The sequence below is a fragment of the Flectobacillus major DSM 103 genome (assembly GCF_000427405.1).
Lineage (GTDB): Bacteria > Bacteroidota > Bacteroidia > Cytophagales > Spirosomataceae > Flectobacillus > Flectobacillus major.
In genome coordinates this window covers 930,009-953,078 of record NZ_KE386491.1, presented here as the reverse complement: position 1 = coordinate 953,078, position 23,070 = coordinate 930,009, and the positions used below count along the sequence as shown (strand labels likewise).

Below are 23,070 nucleotides of genomic sequence, written 5' to 3'. Positions count from 1 at the left end.
ATTGAAGCTTTTATCATTTTTCTATTAGCCCAAAAGTACCCGCCAACCCGTAAGAAAATACAAGTAGAAGACGTTAGCATCATAGTATTATTTTTTTTTGTTATTGGGTGAACAACTTCATGGCAAACGTTTATTGCTATACAAAAAAAAGAGACCTTCCTTTTCAGGAAAGCCTCTTTTTATACCTTCATATACAATCGTATTATTTCGGATTCTTGATAGCAGCACTACCAGCAGCTGCAGGATTGTACGCCAATTCGTTGTCTGGAACATCCCAATAATCAAGATAGCCATAGTTGATAGTAGCTTTAGTATTGATAGTCTTTCCATCTTTAGAAATAACTACCGCATTTTTACGGCCACTGTCAAGTACACCCCAACGACGAGCATCATAAAATGCTAAACCTCGGAAAGCCAAAGCTACACGTCTTTCTTTGCGAAGTTCTTCTTTTACTGTAGCTAAGTCTGTAGCTGTAATAGCAGCTAAGCCAGCTCCTTGGTATTTACGAACATTGTCGATACTAGCAGCCGCACCAGCAATATCGCCAGTATATAATTTTGCTTCAGCCTTCATCAGTTCGTTTTCTTCGTAGCTACCTACCATATACAACTCAGCTTGACCCGCAGTACGGTTTGTATAAACCATTACACCTGCCAATCCATTACCTCCATCTTTTAATGCCCAACGAGTATTAAAAGCATTGCCACGGTCAGAGTTACCAACCCAAACAGCAAATTGATTGAAGTTATTAGCCAAGCGTTTATCACCAGCATTAAAATCCTGAATCAGACGTTCCGAGATTTTGTACGTACCCCCTGCAGCATTGGCACCTACACAACGAGCTGCTACACTGTACGACAATGGAGAGAAAATATCACCTGTTGAGTTGGTATTTCCTGCAAATACAGGGTCTGACGAACCTACACCAGCATTGGTCAATGTCAATACTGTACCCCATTGAGCGGCTGTTATAGAAGCGGCAGGAGTATTTACCACAATATTACGAGCTTTTAGGGTATTCAAGTTTTTGATCCATTGAGCAGGTGTTGGTACAGCCCCTTTACCAGTTTGGAAATAGCTTGGAATCAATGCCGTTAATATAGTAGTATATTCAGCCGTATTGGTAATGCCATTTAGCAACGCAGCGGCTTTGTCAAAATTAGCATTAGCTTCTTCGATAACTTTTTCTTTTGAAACATAGTTACCGTTTGTTGAACCCGAGGTATTGTTAATCAAACCTGCATAGTACATCGAGCCAATACGAGAGTATGCAAAACCTTTCCAGAAATAAGCCCAAGCTTTCAACGTATTTTGTTTGGTAGCAGCATCGCCCGAAAAAGTAGTTTTTCCAACCACCTCTAATACCGAATTGGCAGCATTATTCAAGCCATACATCATTGCCCACTCATGAAAACCTGGGTTTCCGCCTTGCTGAGCATTTACGTTGATAGCACGCAACAAGGTAATCTGAGCACTTGGCGAGTTAGGGTTTGCCACCTTTGTACCATCGTCTAGGATTACTTCATTAGGAGCTGAAAGGTTGTTCATATAAGTGTTGGCAGCTTCGGCAGCTACTACATCACCCATCATTTCATGAAACCCTACAACACCATTATAGAATGCACCTACTACACCGTCATAGTATTTATCGCCCGACGACGTAAATCCATTGACATAGATAGCTCCTTGAGCAAGGCCAACTACACCTGTTTCTGTAGCAGCACTAGCGGGTGTTGGTTGGTTGGGGTTCTGAATATCGAGTTGATCTTTGCACGATGTTAGCATGCCACCCATAAGTAGCAATGATAGTGCAGTTATTTTTATCTTTTTCATTCGTTGAATCATTTAAACTGAATAATTTTTTCTATTTCGGGAAATTGTTTCCCGACCAAAATTAGTACGGACTAGAAACCAATATTCAAGCCAACTTGGTATGAACGTAAGTTTGGCATCGAGTTGTGGTCTGTACCTCTATCCCAAGCAGAGTTGTTTGTACCAGAAGAAATTTCTGGGTCTAAACCAGTATAGTTGGTAATAGTAGCCAAGTTACGACCCGTAAATACAAGTTGTAACTTTCTAAACCCTTTCACCTTAAATGCTTTTACTAAGTCAACCGCCAATGAGATATTACGCAAACGAGCAAATGAAGCATCTTCGTAGAAATAGTTTTTAGTACCGTTACGTGATACCTCAGCATACACACCACGATAGAACGCCGACCAAGCACCTGTTTGACCATTGATAGTAATAGGTACTTGATAATCGTAGTGAATACCGTCACGATACATCCATTCTTTGGTTTGGTTGTACAAGTGAGAGCCATTTACCCAGTCAATTTGGAAACTAAAGTTTACAATGTTTTTCCATGAGAAATCATTGATAAACGACATATTAAACTTAGGGTTCGGGTCGCCAAAGCTATATTGTTTTGTAGAGAAATAAGGAGCTTTTGTAGTTTTGTTGACTACCCAGCCATTACTTGCTACTTCATAGTTTGCACGTTTATCGGCAGCAATAGCATCGGTACCATCTGGTAGTTTAGCGTCTAGGCTATGTACACCAAAGAATCCATACAACTGACCGATTTTTTCGCCTGCTCTCAATACATATCCAGTACTACCAGCAGCCGAAGTTACTACTACTTCGCCACCACCACGCACTGACGTAATTTCTGATGTTTGCTTACCAAAGTTGGTGGTAAAGTTCCATGAAAAATCATTGTTTTTGAATACATTGGCATTGATTGAGAACTGAATACCATGTGAAGCCAAAGAGAACGCATTATCCAATAATGTACCTACACCTGTTGAAGGGGCAGCATCAATCTTATAAATGGCATTGTCTGTATTTCTTTTCCAATAGCTACCCGAGAAAGACACATCGTTCAGCCAAGGTGTTCCTTTGGCCAATGACAAACCAATATCAGTACCAATTTCTAGCTCTTTAGATACCTCCACGTTCAAGCCAGGATTTGACTGTGCCAATGGGAAGTAAAAACTGTTGCTAGAGCCAATCGTTTTAGTGTTCAAAGTTACATAACGGTCGAATGGTTTTGGTTGAATACCCGCTTCACCATAGGCAGCTCTGATTTTGAACTCTTCAATAGTACTCGAAATTTTAGCATTTTTCCAGAAATCCAAAGCAGAAAGACGTACATAACCATCTCCACGAGGGAAAGTAAATGGTGTTGACGCTGCACCAAATGCAGAAGAGTAGTCTGTACGGAAGCCCCCAGAGATACCCGCAACATCGCCATAATCAACACGTTGGTTGACCAAATAACCATACGTTACAAATGGCTCTTTGTAATCACTAGCAATACGGTTGTTAGGCGTTTGAGATGCGTTGAATGGCGTATAATTTGGTAAACCTAAGCCATAAGTTTTGTATTCTTTATAATATCTATCTCTCCAGTCGAACGATACCTGCGTAGATGTACGAATTGGCAAGCTCAAGTTAAAGTCTTTTTGGAAGTCTGTTTTGAAAAAAGCAGATGCCATCAAGTTTTGGAAGGTCGTATTATAATTATATTGGTCTAACTCACCTTTACCATCAGAACCATAATTACTGTAAAATGACTGTTGGTCAACAGCATTTTTATTACCCTCTTGGTTCAAATACGTATAGGTATCTTCTTGGTGCTGGTAGTTGATACCATATTTTGCATCCAATTCTACAAAACGAGGGAATTGATAGTTCAATGACAAGTTTTGTACAACATCAACCTTATGAATCAATGAAGAGGTATATTGGTTTACGTAGTTCGGGTTGGCACCGTTCACCCCTACTGCATCCCCAAAATATACGGGGTAGTTACCGTCTGCATCTTTAAAATCATAGTTAGCAAATGGGCGTGAGTTGAATACAGAGTAAATAATACTTCTACCTGTAGCATCGTTGATAGTATTTTTGGTATAAATCAACTGCGTAATAGAACGTAATTTCAGGCCTTTTGCCAATTCAGCACCAATATTAGCCGAGAAGTTGGTTCTTCCTAAGCCTCCCAAATTTTTAAAGTTAGTTTCTTGCTGATTGTTTGACAAAGAAATACTAAAATCACTTTTACCTGTACCTCCAGATATTGCAATCGAGTTATTGTAGTTGGTCGATGGCTTAAAGAACATGTTAAAGTGGTCATAGTACAACAGGTTTTTTCCGTAAGGCTTGTTAATTTGTACATTTGGGTCTGTACTATTCCAGATTACGTTCTCACTATACGAACCATATACAGGGTCTAGTGTTAAAGGCTTTCCTGTACCTCCAATAACTTCGCCATTAGCGTTAGTTTCAAAACCATGAAGGTTAGCTTTTTTCACACCACCAATATTCAAGTATTCACTTTGAATCACACTAGAAGAAATATCAATATTCAATTGACCATTTTTTCCTTTCTTTGTAAACAATTGAATTACACCATTGGCACCTTGTGCACCATAAATAGTAGCTGCCGCAGCACCTTGAACAACCTCAACTCTTTCGATGGTGTTTAGGTCGATAGAGTTCAAGTCGGTTGAGCCTAATTGAATACCATCCAACAAAATCATTGGCGAAGTACCGCGGTTGATTGTGTTGATACCACGCAACAAAATATTTACGGGCTGGCCAGGCATACCATTTCCTGAACTAATCTGAGCACCTGCAATTTTACCTACCAAAGCTTGGTCGATTGATGCCGACGGAACAGATGGTAAATTTTTGGCACTTACCGATTGTACATCAATCGCCAACTTACGTTTGTCAACCGCCGAACCTGTACCTGTTACTACAACCTCCGATAACTGACGAGCATCCACGTCAAGTTTTATATCTAACACAGTTTTACCTGCAACAGATACCTCTTGAGTGGCCATACCTACAAATGAGAAGATTAATGTGCCTGATGAGGGGATTGTAATAGAATAACTACCATTACCATCAGTTTGTGTACCCTTGGCTGTTCCTTTAAGTTGAACAGTAACTCCTGGAAGACTCGACCCGTCCTCAGCCGATGTCACTTTCCCTGTTACTTTGCGGTCTTGAGCTAATAAACTTACACAAGAGAGCATAGCAAAGAGGCAAGTCAATAATAGACTTTTTTTCATTTACTAATTTAGTTAAGGTTAAAATTTGTTAAGATGATTCGACACCAAATTATAAAATTTTAAAGAAACTAGCAAATCAAATTAAAAATGATATTTGGCAAATTGACTTTACAAATGGTAAAATATTCTTCCAATACGAGATTTGACCATTTTTTATATAAAAAATATCCTGTAATAACTACTTATATTTTTTACCTTATATACCTCCATTTAATTCTATTATAAGTATTAACCCCCAAATAATATACTAAAACACTAGGCTTTTAGGCTCAATAGTAAAATTTTATTTTTATATTAAATAATCTTATTTAGTGATGAGCAGCTATATAAAAAAAAATATCAGGAAGATACATTCTCCTGATATTTACGTAATAAATTGAACTTTTCATAGAAACGTTTTACTCAATACTCTGCATTCATATTATTATGTATCGAGGCTTCCTTTTATATCTAACGACATAGCATAATCATATCCAATCTTGAATATTTCTTTGGCTTTTCGCACATCTTGGGGGTCATATTCTTTGAGGGCTGGTGGTTCTATTAAAAAATTGCATCGAGCTATTCGGGGCTTTGAGTTATTATTGATTGCCAAATACAAGCTTTTCTGCAAAATCGTCTGCATCGATCGAAGGTTGGGGTTACGTCCAAAAGGGTTACAATGACTTCCTATAATAAAATCACATGAAGATTCGAGTGGCTCGATAGGCATATTATTCAGCACACCGCCATCTACCAGTACTTTATTGGCAAAATTGACGGGTTCAAACAAGCCTGGAATACAACACGATGCCAATACAGGTTTGATGAGTTCGCCTGTTGAAAAAAAGACACTTTCGCCAAGCTGAATATCGGTGGCATTCACCACCATCGGAATTTTTAGGTTTTCAAAAGAATTGTGGGGCAAATATTTCATATATATATCTTCGGCTTTTTGCATTTTTAGCAAACCTAGCCTACTAAAAGCAGGCCTGAATGCCTTTAGGGTATTGGTCGATACCACAATTTCAAAGATATGCTCGGGCGAATACCCAGCCGAAAACATTGTACCAGCAATAGAACCAGCACTACATCCCGAAATTTGGTGTATTGGTACTTGCTGTTCTTGTAATGCCTTCAAAACTCCCAAATGAGCAATTCCACGAGCACCTCCTCCTGATAACACTAGGCCTATTTTCATAATTGTTCTTCTTTATTGAGTTTTTAGCTTTGTATGAAACTCTGTATTCCATCTGTAATCCAACCCTTTGCTTAGGGCCTGCTATAGTATGTATTTTCTAATTTACTTAACTTCTCCTATCTTGCAAAAATTAAACAGAACAAAACACAAGAACACATGAAACTTTACAGTATTGACACAGGAAATTTCAAACTCGACGGTGGGGCTATGTTTGGGGTTGTTCCAAAATCTTTTTGGCAAAAATGGATGCCCGCAGACGAAAACAACCTCTGCTCTTGGAAAATGCGTTGTTTGCTAATTGAACAAGGCAAACGCCTTACCTTAGTAGATACGGGTATGGGCAATAAACAAGACCCCAAATGGCAGTCGTACTATTATCGCCATGGCTCAGGCGACTTGATTCAGGGCATCAGGAATGTAGGGTTTTCTGAAGACGATATTACGGATGTTATTTTGAGCCACCTGCACTTTGACCATTGTGGCGGGGCTGTTGAGTGGAACAATACCAAAACATATTATAAAACTACGTTCAAAAACGCCCGTTATTGGACTCACTCTACTCATTTTGACTGGGCAATTCAGCCAAATTTGCGAGAAAAAGCTACTTTTTTCAAAGAAAATATATTGCCTATTCAAGAAGCTGGCCAGCTTTATTTTATTGATAAAGATGCTCATCAATTTGAAGACATCGATTTTTTACTTGCCGATGGCCACACCGAAAAAATGATAATGCCCAAAATTACCTATCAAGAAAAAACACTGCTTTTTGTAGCCGATACTATTCCTTCACACGCACACATACCTGTACCTTATGTAATGGGCTATGATATTCGTCCTTTGCAAACAATGGAAGAAAAACAAAGTATTCTCCAAAAAGCTGCTGCCCAAGAGTGGTCGTTGTTCTTTGACCACGACCCACTGTATGATTGTGCAACCGTTATTGAAACTGAAAAGGGCTTTAAAGTCCAAAATCTACATCAGCTTTATGAAATATGATAAATATCAGTTTTTATAAAATACCAATTAATGGCTTCATTTTTGATAACCTATTGATTAAAAGCCCTATTTTATTAGCGAAAAGGATATATATTCAATAAAAAAAAATATTTTTGGTAAAGAAAAAGCCAAAATAGCATATTTCGGCTCGATTTTAGCAGTACCGTTTACTCAATTAGCACACTAAACAAAACAAGATTGTCGATTTTACCGTTAACTTGTAAAATACTTTATAACTTGGCGAGCTGTTGTATCTCACTATGAAAACGTTCTTGAAAGCATGAACATACATATTCTAGATATCATCAATTCATTAGGAAGGCTTAAAGTACAGTACTGCTAATATTATTTGAACCCAACCCGCTAACTTAATACTGCTTCTCCCGAGCATTTCAATTTGTATGATGATGAATATGTTAAAAAAAGTCTTACTCGTTGATGATGATACTGTCACCCTATCGCTTTGCGATATGGTTATCAAACGTTTTACCTTTGCCGAACAGGTAGACATGGCTCAAAATGGAAAAGAAGCAATGGATTATTTTTCCAACCTGCTCAACCGTACCACCGACGCAATAAAATCAGTAGCCCCCTCTATTATCTTTCTCGACCTAAATATGCCAGTGATGAATGGTTGGGACTTTTTAGATGAGTTTGTTCAAAATGACTTCCATAAAACCTTTCCTGATACTCGCATCATCATTCTTTCGTCGAGTATTGATCCAAATGATATACAAAAAGCCAATAATTACGACATCATCATCCAGTTTATTAGCAAACCCCTTACCGTAAAGGTTATCAAGGAAATCAAACAACACCAGTATTTGTTGTCTCATTTCATAGAAAACTGATATTTATCTATTTTAATCTCCTTAGTTCTCCTATTTTTGCACTACTATTGATTATATGAGTATAATTGTTGCAAAATTGTCTTTCCCTTAGCACGCCACTAACGAAAAGCTATTTTATTTTTTCCACTTACCTCGTGGCCTTATACAAACCTATCAACAACAATTAAACAAAAATCAATAGGATGATTCACGTTTGTATAAGCGTGATGTTTCCCTAACACACATACTCATTCGAGGTATTTTGAAGAATACCCAGCCTAATCGCTGCAAATACTTCAAGGCCAATATGAGTGCATATAATTTTTGAATAAATGAATAAAAACCGCCTTTACTGGAGTGCTCAATTGTTGGGTTGGTTGTGCTTTAGTATTTGTATAATACTAATTACGATTGGTCCTACTGCATCTTTTGTTGAGCTTCTCCTTCTAATTCTAGCCAACACGAGCTTAGGAGTACTTATATCTCAGGGGCTCTTTGTTTATTTTTCAAAAAATAACTTTAGTTTACCATATCTTAAATCCAACTTACAAGAATGTATTGGAGCGTCGTTTTGCTGTGTCCTTGTATTGGCTTTTTGTTTAAAAGGCTTTACCACCATACTATTTCCTTCCAATACTCAAATCACTTGGCTCAATGCCTTTTTGATTAGCTTTTTGGGAATAGGTATCTGGTTATCGCTATATATTACTATTCGTAGTATCAAACAATTTTATCGAGACCTCAGAACTGAAGCTACCGTTCAGAACCTTATCAGAACCACCGAACTAGATAACCTAAAAAGCCAGCTCAACCCACATTTTCTCTTTAATTCGCTCAATTCTATCAAGGCTTTAGTAAGAATAGACCCACCGCTGGCACAAAAGTCAATTATCCAACTCTCCGACATACTTCGCAAGTCATTGACAATCAGCGAAATACCTATGGTCAATTTAATAGAAGAGTTGTCGATGATGCAACAATACTTAGATTTAGAGAAAATCAGGTTTGATAAAAGACTTACATATCATTTCAAGATAGAAAACCAATCCTTAAACTGTAGAATTCCTTCGATGTCGCTCTATCTATTGGTAGAAAACGCTATCAAACACGGTATCAGCAAGTTACGCAAAGGAGGCGAGCTATTTATCCATACACGAATCGATGGCAATAGCTTGTTTATTATTGTAAGAAATACAGGAGGATTAGAAAAGAAAGAACACTTTTTCGGTACAAGTCTCAACAATCTTGCCAAAAGGCTTCAGGTAATGTACGCAGGCAAAGCAAGCCTTCGTGTTACCGAAGAAGAGAATATGGTAATTGCTATACTGGCTATTCCTTTAGACTTCAATGGAATTATTTCCTAACAAACATTGTGTGAATAAGTGATTATTCTTTATGTCTAGCTTATTGCAATAGAGACGTAATATGATGTACCAAAAATGAGTCATCGAGTAGATTAATATCAAAAAAGCGGTCGAAAATTGTTTTTCGACCGCTTTTTTGATAAACAGTTGGAGGATAATCCTCGTTTCAAAATTCAGGATAACTCATCTGTCAGTTTTCAAAATATTTCTTCAACTGACTACTTTTCTTAAGTTCATGCAGAATCTCCATGGTGAGAGGTTTACTGATAAACTCCAAAACAATTTTGTATTTTCCAGCTTTAACAAAATCCTCGGGGTCTATGGTCGACGACAAAATACAGACCTTTGTTTCGGGATATTTGGTTGCAAACTTTTGTAAATATGCTTTTAAGAAATCCCAGCCATCCATGATTGGCATGTTCAAATCTAAAAATATCAAAGTTGGAATTACTAAATTTTCATCTTTCGATTCTTCTAAATTAAAAAAAATCTCTAAGGCTTCCCTCCCATTCTTTGCAGTTTGCACTTGCTTAGAAAAATTACTGTTTTTGATAGCAAACTCACAAAGTGAGAGCGCTATTAAATCATCATCTACAACTAATACGCTTTCTATCATCGCTTTTTCGTTCAACTAAAATAGACTCATCTATTTTTTATTCTAAACATTCCTATTTTGCTAATATAACTATAATTTTATTTTAATAAGTAATATGATATAATGAAAGTAAGGCAATAATCTATAACCAACTGTATATCAACGTATAACCACATACAGGTATTGCAATAAATAATACCTGTTTGCCTGCACAATAAAGCTATTTTTTAAAAGAAACGATAAAGGTCGTTCCTACTTCTACTTTGCTTTGTACCTCGATTGTACCTCCGAGTGCTCTTACTTGCGAATTAATGATATATAGTCCCAATCCTTTGCTATCGGGCAAATGATGAAATCGTTGATATAGGCCAAATACTTTATCTTTATGTCGTTCTAAATTAATCCCCAAACCATTGTCGCAAAAAAACAACTGAACATAATCTTTGGTATCTTTTGTGTATATTTTCAGATGCAACGCTCGATTGGGCGAACGGTATTTGAAAGCATTGGTCAATAAGTTCTGCAAGATACTCTCAAAATAGGTAATATTAAACCTAAGTTGCGGGGCTGCAGAAAAATCCGTTTCAATGGTCATATCGACATCCTGTTGTAAATAGGCCAACGCATTAATCCCCTTCGTTACCTCATATTCAACATCAATTAATTGTTGCTCTATATTGACATTATTTTTAATGACAAGGATATCCAGCAAGTCATTGATGGTCTGGTTCAAGGCTAAAGATGATTCTTTGAATTTTTCAAACAGAAAAAGTGTCATTTCATCTTTGATATTGGCAGGATTGATTAAGTCCAAGATACCCAATAAATTAGACAAGGGAGCTCGGAGGTTGTGCGATGTAATATAAGAAAACTGTTTTAAGTCTTTATTACTCTCTATCAATTCATTGATAAGCACCTCTCGTTCTGCTTCATGCTGTTTTCTGGAAGTAATATCTCGTCCTGAGGCAAAAATAATTTCCTCTGTTGGCAACTGCGTAATAGTCCACAACAACCATTTGATACTTTTGTCTTTGGCAATACAACGCAACTCAAACGGAGGAGTTGTTGGTTTTATTTTTAATTCATTAAAAGCCTTAGTCAAAATACCCCAATCGTCGGGATGTACAAGTTTGCGGATAGATGTATGCAAGAGTGCCTCCTCGTCATAACCCAGAATTTTTCTAAAAGCAGTGTTAACTTGTGTAAATTTGCCTTTAAAATTAGCCATTCCTAACAAATCTCGACTCAATTTAAACATATAATTCAGGTGTTCTTCCGAATTACGACGTTCTATTTCCGAGCCAAGTTGCTTACAAATACTATCCATTAAATTAAGCAGAGCTACATCTTTTTTGACAGGTTTATTATTAAAAAAAATAACCCATGCCACATAATTTCCTTTGTAGGGAATTGGTACCGAAAACCCTGATTTTAGGCCAATATTTTGGGCTATGGTTTTTCGTACAAACAACTCTTCGTCTTGCAGATTCTCAATCCAATAAGGGTTATAATGCTTAGACTTTCGTTTGAATACCGTTTTTTCAATCGGATAAATCTTGTCTCGTGCCTCCTCTACCAATTTGATACAGTTAGGGTTTTCTATTTCGTCAAAATCATACGCTATCAGTTTAATGGTTTCTTTGTGAAAATCAGAAAGCCATATTTCACCAAATTGCCAGCCTATATATTCTCGAACATACTGTAGAATAGCCTTTAGGCCATCGACAAGGCTTATTTCGCGTCTAAGTTTTTCGACAACCTCTAATACAAACATTCGTTCATTCTGAACATTCACTTTTTCGGTAATATCTACCATCATCACCTGTACGGCATTTTTCCCAGCAAACAACATACTCAAAGCTGTTACTTCTACAAAAAGTAACTCCCCGTTCTTTTTTTTATGCTTTACCTGCCAATGCCTTATCGGCGAATCTACGGTGTTATCGCCACTACCATTCAAGAAATATTTTTTTTCATTTTCTGGTCGAATATCCCAAATAGAAAGCTGCAAAAATTCATTACGACTATACCCATATAACCGAATAGCCGCCCAGTTAACCTCCAAAATTCGCTTAGATTCTTCGTCATAAATCCACATCGGATAAGGGCTATGGAAAAAGAATGCACGTTGTTGTTGGTCGGACATAACAATAAGGCTTTCATTTTTCTTTCTATCGTCGATATCTACAATAACCCCAATGACTCTGATAGCCTTACCTTGTGCATCATACAAAATATACCCTCGGTCGTTTACCCAAATATAGGTTTGGTCTTTCTTTCTAAAGCGGTATTCTACCTCCCAATACCGCCTAGTATTATCGGCCAGCGACGATTCAATTACCTGATTTACATGAGCTTTATCGTCGGGGTGTACAGATTTATCCCAAAAAAAATAATCTTCATAATACTCTTCAGTATTGTACCCTAATAAATGATAAAACTTATGCCCCGAACGCTTCACCTTTTGCCCAACCAAATCAATATCCCAAATAGCCCCCAAGCTGTCGCCCTCACCTTGAATCTGCTTACTTTCAAATAAATTGGCTTTTTTCCCGATCAACACCAAGCAATCATCTATGACTTTCTTGACACTGAGCTCATCATAAGAACCTTTGATAAGGTAATGTTTAGCTCCATTGATAAGCGCCAACAACGTTGTTTCGGGCGATGCTACTTCACAAAGAGCAATAATAGGCAACTTGTTGTCGGCCATATCGATTACCCTCAAAAAACAATCAGCTCCCTGACAAGCATTTAGCATTAAATCAATAAAAATGAGGTCAAATGGTATTTCGCCCAACAAATAATCCTTTGCCTCTTCCATGTTCAGAGCCTGTGCAATAGATGCTGTATAAATTCCAGAATTTGTAATACAGTCTAACAAAAGACTATACTCATTTTGTTGGTCTTCAATAATCAGAATATTTAAGCCTTTGGTAGTATCTAGCATTCTATGCTTGGTATATTATTATGGTAGCAAAAAGTTATAAAGTTAGCCAATCGCCTACAAGTAAAAGTTCAACGATAAGCCATTAACAACAGCGGTTTTTTTATCAACAGGGTATTATCTTGCTATCATATCCAGTGATAACAAGAAACATAATAATTAACATTAAATAGAGAGGTAAAATATTGACGTGCTGAGTATTTTGAGATAAATAACGGCGAACTACCTTCAATATAATTAATTAATAATCAACACATAAGAAGAAACTCTAAGTTTTAAAACTAAATAATTAATTACCCGATAATGATTCAATTCAAAAGTAAAATTTATTTTGTACAATCACTTTATTTTTATAATACATCAATCCATTAAACGTCCTTTTGTTTGGTCTATTCCCTACAAGAATATCTGCTAAAAATCAGGTAATCGCTTACTTTATACCAATGATAGTTGGATTTCTAAAAGTAATATATCAAGCATACGTTATATCTAAGCAACACAAATAGAGAAATCTAAAAGCCTATATAGCGGCCAAACCCTAGAATTTACTTAAATAATATAGTTTTATGAGAAGCGTTTAGAGGGGTATTTAAACCACCTAAAATTTTATATTTTCAGGCACAATACTATGTACAAAATTACATAATTTTCTCTAATAAGTCATATATTTTAGCCTAGCAATATCGCTCAAAAATAAAAAGAGCAACCAAACATGAAGAAAATTCTTGATATTTGGTTGCTCTTTGAAGTGCATAATGAAATACAGACAGTATTAGCGATAGCAATCATTTTTACTCTGCAAGAAGCTATTTGACATTTATGCTTAATTTTAACCGTCAAAATCTCATATCATACCTCACCATTCTCTCCCGACTGGCTTTCTGAATCTGTGGATTAAGCGATATAATAAACCTGTTTGGTTTACTAAACCCACTTTATCTTATCGGCTTCTACGACTTGAAAACAAATCGCTAGTCTCAATAATTGCTTCAATGCACGAAGAAGCAACAACAGCTGACAGTACAACAATTATAGTGGTCATTTTATTTAGTGATATTTGTTTTAGACTAACTCAAGATTAAATTGTATTTATACAACGAATAATATCATAAAATATTTTGTAATTTATTTTTACTTATTCTTGAACTCCTTAAATACAATATTTTCACACAATATTACAAAAAATAAATAATATCATATTAAAAAATGATTGAATATTATCATGTTTTTGATATTCGCAATATTTATTACGATGGACGAAGAAATTATTTAGTATTCGGTATTTTTATTTGTTAAATGCCTAATTTTCATACTTGAATGATGATATTTTTTGATTAGTAAAGAATTACAGATATTAATTATATTATATTTTTTCTAAAAAAGTACAATATAATAAGGCGTATATGAGTGTCTCCTCCGCTTCATATAACCATTTAATAAATACATTTACTTTCTAAGGAGCTTCTAATCTATATTCTCTACTATTTTTGAGCGTTTTATTGTATCTTCGCCTATTCCTTTTCAAAAATTACAACACTCAACAGGCAATAGATTCCTCGATACTTTGAGGAAATAGGCTCAATAACGGTTTTAAAATTACTGTTTTAGCTATTTTAATCGCAATTAAATCAAGTATGTTTTCATTTTTTAAGAGTAAAAAGCCTAATAACGCAAGAATTTATGATTTTATTAATCATGCAATTCTAACAGACATTCACTCACATGTATTGCCCGGTATTGACGATGGCTCGCCCGATATGGAGACCTCTGTTAATCTAATTAGTGAGCTGTCACAGTTGGGTTTTCATAACATCATTACGACACCTCACATTCGCATGGAGGTATACCCCAACACGCCAAGTATTATTAAAGGAAAAGTAGATGAAGTAAATGCCGCCCTTGCTCAGCAAAATATCAATATGACTATTCAAGGCTCGGCCGAGTATTATATCGACGACAATTTTTCCGAAATTCTTCAGTCAGAGAATACGATTCCATTTCCTGGCAACAAATATTTATTGGCCGAATACCCAATGATTGCCCCTCTGATGAATTTTGAACAAAGGGTTTTTGAAATGACCAAGCGTGGTTTTACGCCAATCATTGCTCACCCCGAACGTTACAGATACTGGCATGCTCAGCCTGAAGTTTTTCAACGCTTAAAGGATTTAGGCTGCCTGTTACAGCTTAATATTTTGTCGGTAGAAGGATATTATGGCCCCGATATTAAAAAATGTGCCTTACAGCTTATGAAAAATAATCTGTATGATGTTATTGGTACAGATTTGCACCACGAGCGTCATCTCAATAGAATAAAAAAACTCTCTGAGATGAGTAAGGAAATGAAACTATTAGAAAACTACCCTTTTTTGAATAAAAAACTCTTTGCATAATATAGCCTTATCGACCAACGATATGGCTATATTGCCAGCCCATTAGTTATCAAACTATACCCTATTTATCAACAAGTTCGCTTTATGATTTCTTTGAAAACAATCTTAATACAGTAACGAATGCCATCAACTTTCGCTCAACATCTAGTATTAATGTTACTATTTCAAAAAACTTAAACGAATCAACTGATATTCAATCATAAAATCTCGCTTATGGAAACATCATTAACAGTTATGAAAAAGGACGTAAAAATTGCGTATCCTTACTTGCTAGACAAATGCCCTCCCGAACTATTGGACAGACCTAAATATAATATTACTATTCATATCGAAGATATTATATTTATAGAAGCCCAAGTAAATTATTCAGTAATTCATCAGCGTCATAAACCTCCGAGGGTATTTTCGATTACTTTGAAAAACCTACTCCCTCGTCTGGCTGAAAAGTCTTCTCATTTTCTTAGAGTACATAAGGCATTTATTGTCAATATCAATTGTATTGGCCATTATAATTCCAAAAGCTTAACGCTCAAATCAGGCAAAAATATCCCTATTTCTAAAAGAAGGTGGAAAGAAGTAAGTGTATTTTTGACAGAAAAACATATTTCCTTTATTGATTAAATACAAAAACCTCCTGAAATAAAATTTTCAGGAGGTTTTTGCGTAAATAACAGTATATTTTAAACAAAACAATTATCTATATCGCCAGCATGAGCTACAAAGTCTTTTACTTTTTGTTCTTGACTTTTTTGACATATCATCAATACATTGTCGTATTCGGCTACGATATAATCTTCTAGCCCTTGTACTACCACTAATTTACCTTGTGGGGTTTTGATGATACAATTTTTTACATCATATAACATCGTTTGGCCATCTAGCACATTTTCGGCTTGGTCTTTTTCCGATATTTCGTACAAAGACTTCCATGTACCTAAATCTGACCAGCCAATATCACCCAAAACCACATACACATTATCTGATTTTTCTAGAATGGCATAATCGATAGAGATACTCTCGCAGGTTTTATAAGCCCCCTGAATAAAGGTTTCTTCATCGGGCGTATAATATACCGACGCTCCTTCTGCAAAGATTTGATGAATAGCAGGAGCATGTTTAGCAAAAGCGTTGATAATACTTTGGGCTGTCCAGATAAAAATACCTGCATTCCAAACATACTCACCACTAGCCAAAAACTCTTGCGCTAAAGCCAAATTGGGTTTTTCTCGGAATGACTTCACTTTCTTCACTTCACCCTCCGCAGCTCCGTACTGAATATAACCATAACCTGTATCGGGGCGACTAGGGCTAATGCCCAAAGTAACCAACACATCACCTTGAGCCGAGGCCTCTAGGGCAATCTTTATTTTATCTTCAAAAGCTTTTTCCTTCAAAATAATATGGTCGGCAGGAGCTACTACAATATTGGCCAAAGGGTTTTGTTGAGCAATTTTGTATGAAGCATAAGCTACGCAAGGTGCGGTATTACGTCGCACAGGCTCTGACAATACTTGTTCTGGCTTCAAAAAAGGTAATTGTTCCAGCACCAAACCGACGTAGTCTTCATTGGTAACTACATAAATATGTTCTTGCGGACAAATGTTTTCAAAACGGTCGGCGGTTTGCTGCAACAAACTTCTGCCTGTTCCTAAAACATCATGAAACTGCTTCGGATTAGTAACCCTACTAAATGGCCAAAATCTAGTTCCAACCCCACCTGCCATGATAATCACGTAATTATTATTCATATTTTGCTATGTTTGTGACATTTTTACCACTGCTTTTTGTACCAATAGCAAGTAATTAATAAGCGGTTGGTTCGCCCTTTATCATGTTATAGGCAGTCATAAAGATAATTTTTATATCTAACCAGAATGTCCAATTTTCGATATACCAAATATCAAAATGTACTCTTTTTCGCATCAAATTAAAATCGGTTGTTTCTCCACGATAACCATTAGCCTGAGCTAGGCCTGTAATTCCTGGTTTAACCCAGTGTCTAACTAAATAATTATCAATTTTACCCATTGTCTCAATATTATGTTTTACAGCATGAGGTCTTGGGCCTACAACAGACATATCTCCTAAAATCACATTAAGAAACTGAGGAAACTCATCAAGATTTGTTTTACGTAAAAACTTCCCTACTTTAGTAATCCGTGGGTCATCTTGTCCTGCCTGCATAAACTTACCTGTTTTGTCAATATCTGGAGCATTGGTACGCATTGAACGAAATTTGAAACACTTAATAGGTTTGCTACCTCTACCCCATCGTTCTTGCACAAATAAAACTGGTCCTTTTGAATCTAACTTAATCAGAATTGCAATAATAGGAAACAGCCATGAAAATATAAATACACATACCAGTAAGCTAAATACTATATCGAATGCTCTTTTGAGCACACGCCAGTGGAAATACTCTAATGGTTCATGACGAACTGTTACTACAGGATATTTCCCAAACATCTCAATACTAAAACGACTTGAGTTGAATCTAAAATAATCAGGAATAATGCGTGTTCTTACAGCTAACTTCTCATTTACTCGAATTATTTCATCTAATTGACCATCTTCAAACTTATCAAGTGCAACTATCACCTCATCTACTTCCATCCTATTCACAATCTCCTCTATTTCACTAATATTTCCTTTGTACATCCCATTTAAGTGAACAGGTTTGAAGGCGTCAACAAATCCTACAACTTTATACCCGTAATGATGAGAATTATTAATCATTTCATAAAAAGACATTCCAACTTCACTAGTTCCCACAATTAAAACTTTCCTTAAGCTTTTCCCTTTTAAACGTCTTAATTGAGCTATTTTTTTTGCTATATATTTCTTAACCGTCAATATCACTAAACTTACCCCTACATACAAGAAAACAAATTTACGAGCATGTACTCTGTCATCTAACATAAAAAAAGCTGTTACCAATACCATCATTTGAATCATTAAATTTGGTATCAGCAACAAAAACTCATCAATAAATTTTACCGTTCGGAAATCGTCGTATAGGTTGGTAGCTTTGCTAGAAAAATACCACGCAACCATTAGGAAGAGGAGCATTCCCCAATCCAATCGAGACAGCTCTCTTCCACTCATGGTTGAGGCCATTTCAAAAGACACAAAAATGAAAATAAAGTCTGATAATAGGCGATAATAGCCCAATCCTTTCATAGAGTTATACATAGTAGTATCAAGTTTCTTTATGTAAAGCAATCCAGTATCAATACCTATAGCAGGTTGATAACTTTAATATTTTTAATACTTAGGCTAGGTAGCAAAGAGAGAAGCAAGAGTTTTATTTTATCTATATCTAGTATAAATCTAGCTAAATATAGATTAAGAAAGATGTCAAAGAATATATATCTTTAACAATCTCATAAATTTCATTATAATACCAAAACACATAAAATACTTTATCCCGCTGACGAAGCAGGTTCAAACGTTTGTTTGGATATTTATCCAGATAAAACTATTTACAAAAGCTTTTATCCTCAATTTTGTAGGTTATTAATGCACTGTTTAAATACTTTTTGTTCTCCTTATAAGGCCATGTTACGCCTCCATCGGTACTGGCTCTAAAATCATACGTTCCTTTTTGTAACACTTTATAGGTTGTAGCCTTTAGCGATGTCCTTGTCAATGTGAGTAACTCCCTCCAACTATTAGCATCTGGTGTACTAAACTGAATCCTAAATTGAGAAGGTAAGGCCTGTTCGTCCATTACTTTTCCAGTTGGACATACAATATCAAAAGCTACAGAAACTGAAGGTGGGACGGGTAAACTACTTACATCTACTTGTAATCTCTTGTCCTCACAAAGCCCTACTACTGCCGATTCGGCTATAATTTTGGTACGATCACCGCCCATAATATTATTAGCGGCAAATACACGCATTTTAAGATTGCTAATATCTTTTGGTACAAAAGTAAGTGTAAAACTTGAACCGTCATTTACCGTTAAATAATATTCACGGAACAATTTATTGTTACTGGCATCTACCAATTGACAATAATAGGTTAAATCTACATTTTTCAACTGGCTTTTGAAAGTAAATGTTGGCCCTTTTCTACAAATCGAACGTGGCCAGCAAACAATCCAATAACTCAAATGACTGGCATCAAACTGTACATACAATTTTCCATTAGAAGCATACTTGGCAATCGTTGCCGAACCCTCTACTCGCCACTCGCCTTTATCGCCATCGTAGCTACAAATAGGAATCGACTCTCCTACTTGTATAGCCTTACCAGTGGTAGGATTGATCGTTGAAGAATTCAGTTCAATTTTTATTCCTAATGGCTTGGATAGCGTCTTGACAATTTGTCCTAACGCATTGCTTAATTCTATCGATACAAATCCTGCAATATTGGGTAAATCAAATGGGTCGGCCAAAGCTTTCCCTTGTGTATCTAATGGATTCGTGGCGACTCCTCCTACTGGCAAAAAACCTCTTGTACTCCCCCTGTTGTCAAAATGAAGCATCACCAAATTCAAAGGCCCCAAAACTGTATTTTGTTCTATATCTTTTAGCGTTGTACCTGCTCTAAAGAAGACCGTACTTTGCTCTGATTTGCTGCTTTGAACACTGGTAAATTTTTGTTCAGTAGTAACGTCGGTATTGATGGTTGTTTCAAAAGACGATACTCCCGATGGCGGCGTCGACTCATTAAACAAAGGAAAGCTTGCACTTTTGTTGGCTTGACTTGTGTATATAAAGCTCTTTATAGCACGAGTATAACCTGGGGCGTCTACAATTACCGAAAATCGCACAGGTCGCTCAGTCGACGGAATAATTTCAGGGTTAACAGCCACTATCATTACTCCTTCTGCATTCAGTTTGAATTTTTTCGTATTCAAATTAGTAACCACCAAGCTTGAATCGGGCCCTACAAAACTTACTTTGATGTTTTGTGGCAATGCCCCAGATACATTATAAACCCGTATATCAAGTTTTGCCTTTTCGATAGGCTCTTTGAATCTTAGTGTAAAACCTTCCAATGGATTTTCACAGGCCCAAACGATAAAACCTATCAGTATTAATAACCCAATTATTTTTTTCATCTTCGGTTGTATTTATTGGTAGTTTGTTAATTGGATAACTTTCTGTGAATTGTCCATTAACACGGCGTAGTTTATAAAGAACAATTACACAGTGACTATCTTAAAAACGATAGCCTAATGTAAATGCTATATTGGGATAGTACGAATAACCTCTTAGATTATGCTCTATTTTTGGGATTTCTTCGTCCAAGGTGGTTGTTTCCAAAAAGCCTTCATAGCTTAAATTTAGCTTAGGGCTACCCATATAATATGAGCCAATATCTATACCCAATAATACTTTATCTTTATAAAGATTAGCCACATAACCAATACCCAAATATGGCATTAGTTTGCTCCAACGAATATCTCCTTCTATTGTACCGAAGTCTTCGGCATAAATCTCTATTCCCCCAAATATTACGCCTGTTTCGGTACTCGCCTTAAACTGATATTGGTCTTTGATATTATAAGCCAAACCTGCCGAGACATGCCAACGTTTTTTCTTAAATGGAAAATAATCAACAACACCATACAGCACCTGTTTGCGTAACTGCGGAGTCAAATCAATATTTTTCTGTTTTTCCATATTGATTCGTTGCGTTTTCAAAAACTCAAAATACGTATAGCCCAAACGGTATCTTAGATTTGGACTACTAGGCTTTTGCCAAGAAAACTCTAATCCCAAGCCTGAGCTCGATGCCAATAGGCTTACGCCTCCACCTTGTATAAAACTTTGACTATACAAACTACATGGCAAAAACAGCATTATAATTATTAAGAGCGAACGAAGCATAATATTCTAATTATTGCTTTTAGTAAATCCTGAAAGCATTTGAATGAAATCGTTTTGTATTATGCCAAAGCATAACAACGGATATAATTTTCAGCAATAATTAGCGGTTGTTTTATATAATGTAGCAAGAAGAAGTGTATTTACCAATCTATTAAATCTTGTTGGCGTTGATAATAGGGCATTCTTTATATTAATCAACTGCTCAAAGATAGCATAAACTAGGAAAAATACAATAATATTTTTCCGGAAATTACAGTGAAGTAGATTTTGGAACGTAAGATTAGAGGAAAATACTTGCAAAAGCATGATAAATGTATGATTTTTTGCATATAATACTCTACCCTACGTATATATCAACACTTTCAATGAATATTAAATATTAGAAATTTTATATTTTTATTGCAGTTAAAATATCTATATACTTTATATATCTATAACTCATACGGGTATATGATATTATTTTATATATTTAACTAAAATATCCAACCTAGAAGGTTATCCTTAGCAAGTTAATTAATAATAGTAACACTAGTTAAGAGTCCACCAAATTGACTCCACAGGAAAAAACCAAACATGGTATATATTTGAGTAATCATAATAGTCGATTAGCTTTAGAAGATCTTTTCGTTTTTCTTTTAGCATTTGAACGTCAGGACTCTGAGTTATAACCCATGCTGAAAAAATAGGATCACGCAAATTGACATCTTCAAAAACCCTTCTTTGAACAGTTTTATAAAGTATTCGTAATTGTTTTTCGGCTAACTCTTCTGCTTCCTTATCTGTTTTTTGTGGTACCCAAAACATATTAAGCTTTCTCCAATCTAATTCTAGTTTAGTAGAATCATTTGGATTCCAAAGATATGCCTTTCCGATATTTTTCATTACGTTTACTGCAGATATAGTCAATCCTTTTTTATAACTATTGCGAATCAATGTATCTTGCTCTAGCTCCCACAGCTCTCTCAAACAACCAATTGAAGGGCTTTTATCCCATGTTGAATTAATATTTTGTTTATCTGTAATAATACCATCTTCAATTATTTCTAATCTCGTTTTCTTAGAGAAACCTCCCTTTTCGGATAAACTTTTAGAATAGAGATCTGACCAGTATTTATCAGAAGTTAGTGAATATAATGCTTTGAACATAAAGAGAAGCCTTGCTGAATTATGATCGAACCAACCCAATGAGCCACGTGTTAAAAATGGAGGCTCTGCTGGTACAAAATATTTTAATCGGACAATCTCCCGAACAACTTCTTGCATTTTAGTTTCAATAATTCTTCTTTCAGACTCAGAGGCTAATCCTGATTTCAGGTATAACCATAGACCATAGAACCACCCCCCAACTTGATCATTCGAACTCATTGCATAATGAGAAAAACCATCCCTTGCGACTCCTCGGGCAACGAAACCAGGAGTTTTACTAATCGAAGACAAATAAATTAGTCCACTGGCTATTCTTTTAATCTTCTGAAGGTCATCTTCAGATTTTGTATGCTTCCATCTTTTTATCAAGCCATCCATATATATACCATTGAAAAAAGCACCATTTTCGATTGGCGTCCACCAACCAAGAGCATTGATTTTACCATCATGACATTCCTCGGGAGTTGGTAAAGATACCTCTCCATCAAGCCCCGTAAAATCATTTAGAATATTATATTGATTCACATATCTAGACCAAATATTAAGATGAGCAGTCTCTACTTTTATAGAGTACATACTATCATCTTTTTTAACTACACCGTCATTCTTACAACTAAAATAGATTGATACAATTATTAGGAGTTGTGCGATATACATATGTTTTTTAACAGAAAAACATTTTTTATACATAGTA

Annotated in this window: 15 protein-coding genes; 5 read left to right on the top strand and 10 right to left on the bottom strand. The window is 35.8% G+C overall.

Annotated elements, in window-relative coordinates; genetic code table 11:
* Positions 1–202: 202 nt before the first annotated feature.
* From FLEMA_RS0105745 to FLEMA_RS0105735, 3 genes are all read right to left on the bottom strand, one after another.
* Positions 203–1,834, bottom strand: coding sequence for a RagB/SusD family nutrient uptake outer membrane protein (locus FLEMA_RS0105745; RefSeq protein WP_026994640.1), 1,632 nt, complete (start codon positions 1,832–1,834; stop codon positions 203–205).
* 71 nt (positions 1,835–1,905) lie between these two features.
* A complete protein-coding gene (locus FLEMA_RS0105740; RefSeq protein ID WP_026994639.1) occupies positions 1,906–5,082 on the bottom strand; it encodes a SusC/RagA family TonB-linked outer membrane protein in 3,177 nt (1,058 codons plus the stop codon).
* 424 nt (positions 5,083–5,506) lie between these two features.
* Positions 5,507–6,262, bottom strand: a complete 756-nt coding sequence (locus tag FLEMA_RS0105735; RefSeq protein ID WP_026994638.1) for a patatin-like phospholipase family protein — start codon at positions 6,260–6,262, stop codon at positions 5,507–5,509.
* A 156-nt stretch (positions 6,263–6,418) separates the two neighbouring features.
* On the opposite strand from FLEMA_RS0105735, the gene FLEMA_RS0105730 reads away from it, so the two are divergent.
* The 3 genes from FLEMA_RS0105730 (at position 6,419) to FLEMA_RS75935 (ending at position 9,452) form a co-directional block, all read left to right on the top strand.
* Positions 6,419–7,258 (top strand): MBL fold metallo-hydrolase, encoded by an 840-nt coding sequence (locus FLEMA_RS0105730; protein ID WP_026994637.1) that lies wholly within the window; start codon positions 6,419–6,421, stop codon positions 7,256–7,258.
* A 413-nt stretch (positions 7,259–7,671) separates the two neighbouring features.
* The gene (locus tag FLEMA_RS0105725) at positions 7,672–8,109 is read left to right on the top strand and encodes a response regulator (protein WP_044174386.1); all 438 of its coding nucleotides are present in this window, start codon (positions 7,672–7,674) and stop codon (positions 8,107–8,109) included.
* 311 nt (positions 8,110–8,420) lie between these two features.
* Positions 8,421–9,452: a sensor histidine kinase gene (locus tag FLEMA_RS75935; RefSeq protein WP_052353976.1), complete on the top strand. Its 1,032-nt coding sequence runs from the start codon at positions 8,421–8,423 to the stop codon at positions 9,450–9,452.
* A gap of 190 nt (positions 9,453–9,642) precedes the next feature.
* On the opposite strand, the gene FLEMA_RS0105715 is transcribed toward FLEMA_RS75935, so the two are convergent.
* Entirely contained in the window at positions 9,643–10,068 is a 426-nt protein-coding gene (locus FLEMA_RS0105715; protein ID WP_026994635.1) for a response regulator, read from the bottom strand.
* Positions 10,069–10,267: 199 nt separating this feature from the next.
* The gene (locus tag FLEMA_RS0105710) at positions 10,268–12,997 is read right to left on the bottom strand and encodes a PAS domain S-box protein (protein WP_026994634.1); all 2,730 of its coding nucleotides are present in this window, start codon (positions 12,995–12,997) and stop codon (positions 10,268–10,270) included.
* A 1,631-nt stretch (positions 12,998–14,628) separates the two neighbouring features.
* On the opposite strand from FLEMA_RS0105710, the gene FLEMA_RS0105700 reads away from it, so the two are divergent.
* Positions 14,629–15,387: a tyrosine-protein phosphatase gene (locus FLEMA_RS0105700; protein WP_026994633.1), complete on the top strand. Its 759-nt coding sequence runs from the start codon at positions 14,629–14,631 to the stop codon at positions 15,385–15,387.
* Positions 15,388–15,600: 213 nt separating this feature from the next.
* The gene (locus FLEMA_RS0105695; protein WP_026994632.1) at positions 15,601–16,008 is read left to right on the top strand and encodes a LytR/AlgR family response regulator transcription factor; all 408 of its coding nucleotides are present in this window, start codon (positions 15,601–15,603) and stop codon (positions 16,006–16,008) included.
* Between the two features lie 59 nt (positions 16,009–16,067).
* Here the strand turns inward: FLEMA_RS0105695 and FLEMA_RS0105690 are convergent, their stop codons facing one another.
* The 5 genes from FLEMA_RS0105690 to FLEMA_RS67630 form a co-directional block, all read right to left on the bottom strand.
* A complete protein-coding gene (locus tag FLEMA_RS0105690; protein ID WP_026994631.1) occupies positions 16,068–17,135 on the bottom strand; it encodes a mannose-1-phosphate guanylyltransferase in 1,068 nt (355 codons plus the stop codon).
* Positions 17,136–17,190: 55 nt separating this feature from the next.
* Complete coding sequence (locus FLEMA_RS67640; protein ID WP_052353975.1) at positions 17,191–18,567, bottom strand: undecaprenyl-phosphate glucose phosphotransferase; 1,377 nt, start codon at positions 18,565–18,567, stop codon at positions 17,191–17,193.
* Positions 18,568–18,865: 298 nt separating this feature from the next.
* Positions 18,866–20,458 carry a hypothetical protein gene (locus tag FLEMA_RS0105680; RefSeq protein ID WP_026994630.1) on the bottom strand — a complete coding sequence of 531 codons (1,593 nt, stop codon included), beginning with the start codon at positions 20,456–20,458 and terminating at the stop codon, positions 18,866–18,868.
* A gap of 100 nt (positions 20,459–20,558) precedes the next feature.
* Positions 20,559–21,230 carry a hypothetical protein gene (locus FLEMA_RS75930; RefSeq protein ID WP_052353974.1) on the bottom strand — a complete coding sequence of 224 codons (672 nt, stop codon included), beginning with the start codon at positions 21,228–21,230 and terminating at the stop codon, positions 20,559–20,561.
* Positions 21,231–21,758: 528 nt separating this feature from the next.
* On the bottom strand, positions 21,759–23,066 hold the full coding sequence (locus FLEMA_RS67630) for a hypothetical protein (protein ID WP_052353973.1): 1,308 nt from the start codon (positions 23,064–23,066) through the stop codon (positions 21,759–21,761).
* Between the last annotated feature and the right edge of the window lie 4 nt (positions 23,067–23,070).

Coding starts and splice junctions, on each gene's coding strand:
- FLEMA_RS0105745 (WP_026994640.1), bottom strand. CDS start 1,834: ATGAAAAAGATAAAAATAACTGCACTATCATTGCTACTTATGGGTGGC.
- FLEMA_RS0105740 (WP_026994639.1), bottom strand. CDS start 5,082: ATGAAAAAAAGTCTATTATTGACTTGCCTCTTTGCTATGCTCTCTTGT.
- FLEMA_RS0105735 (WP_026994638.1), bottom strand. CDS start 6,262: ATGAAAATAGGCCTAGTGTTATCAGGAGGAGGTGCTCGTGGAATTGCT.
- FLEMA_RS0105730 (WP_026994637.1), top strand. CDS start 6,419: ATGAAACTTTACAGTATTGACACAGGAAATTTCAAACTCGACGGTGGG.
- FLEMA_RS0105725 (WP_044174386.1), top strand. CDS start 7,672: ATGTTAAAAAAAGTCTTACTCGTTGATGATGATACTGTCACCCTATCG.
- FLEMA_RS75935 (WP_052353976.1), top strand. CDS start 8,421: ATGAATAAAAACCGCCTTTACTGGAGTGCTCAATTGTTGGGTTGGTTG.
- FLEMA_RS0105715 (WP_026994635.1), bottom strand. CDS start 10,068: ATGATAGAAAGCGTATTAGTTGTAGATGATGATTTAATAGCGCTCTCA.
- FLEMA_RS0105710 (WP_026994634.1), bottom strand. CDS start 12,997: ATGCTAGATACTACCAAAGGCTTAAATATTCTGATTATTGAAGACCAA.
- FLEMA_RS0105700 (WP_026994633.1), top strand. CDS start 14,629: ATGTTTTCATTTTTTAAGAGTAAAAAGCCTAATAACGCAAGAATTTAT.
- FLEMA_RS0105695 (WP_026994632.1), top strand. CDS start 15,601: ATGGAAACATCATTAACAGTTATGAAAAAGGACGTAAAAATTGCGTAT.
- FLEMA_RS0105690 (WP_026994631.1), bottom strand. CDS start 17,135: ATGAATAATAATTACGTGATTATCATGGCAGGTGGGGTTGGAACTAGA.
- FLEMA_RS67640 (WP_052353975.1), bottom strand. CDS start 18,567: ATGAAAGGATTGGGCTATTATCGCCTATTATCAGACTTTATTTTCATT.
- FLEMA_RS0105680 (WP_026994630.1), bottom strand. CDS start 20,458: ATGAAAAAAATAATTGGGTTATTAATACTGATAGGTTTTATCGTTTGG.
- FLEMA_RS75930 (WP_052353974.1), bottom strand. CDS start 21,230: ATGCTTCGTTCGCTCTTAATAATTATAATGCTGTTTTTGCCATGTAGT.
- FLEMA_RS67630 (WP_052353973.1), bottom strand. CDS start 23,066: ATGTATAAAAAATGTTTTTCTGTTAAAAAACATATGTATATCGCACAA.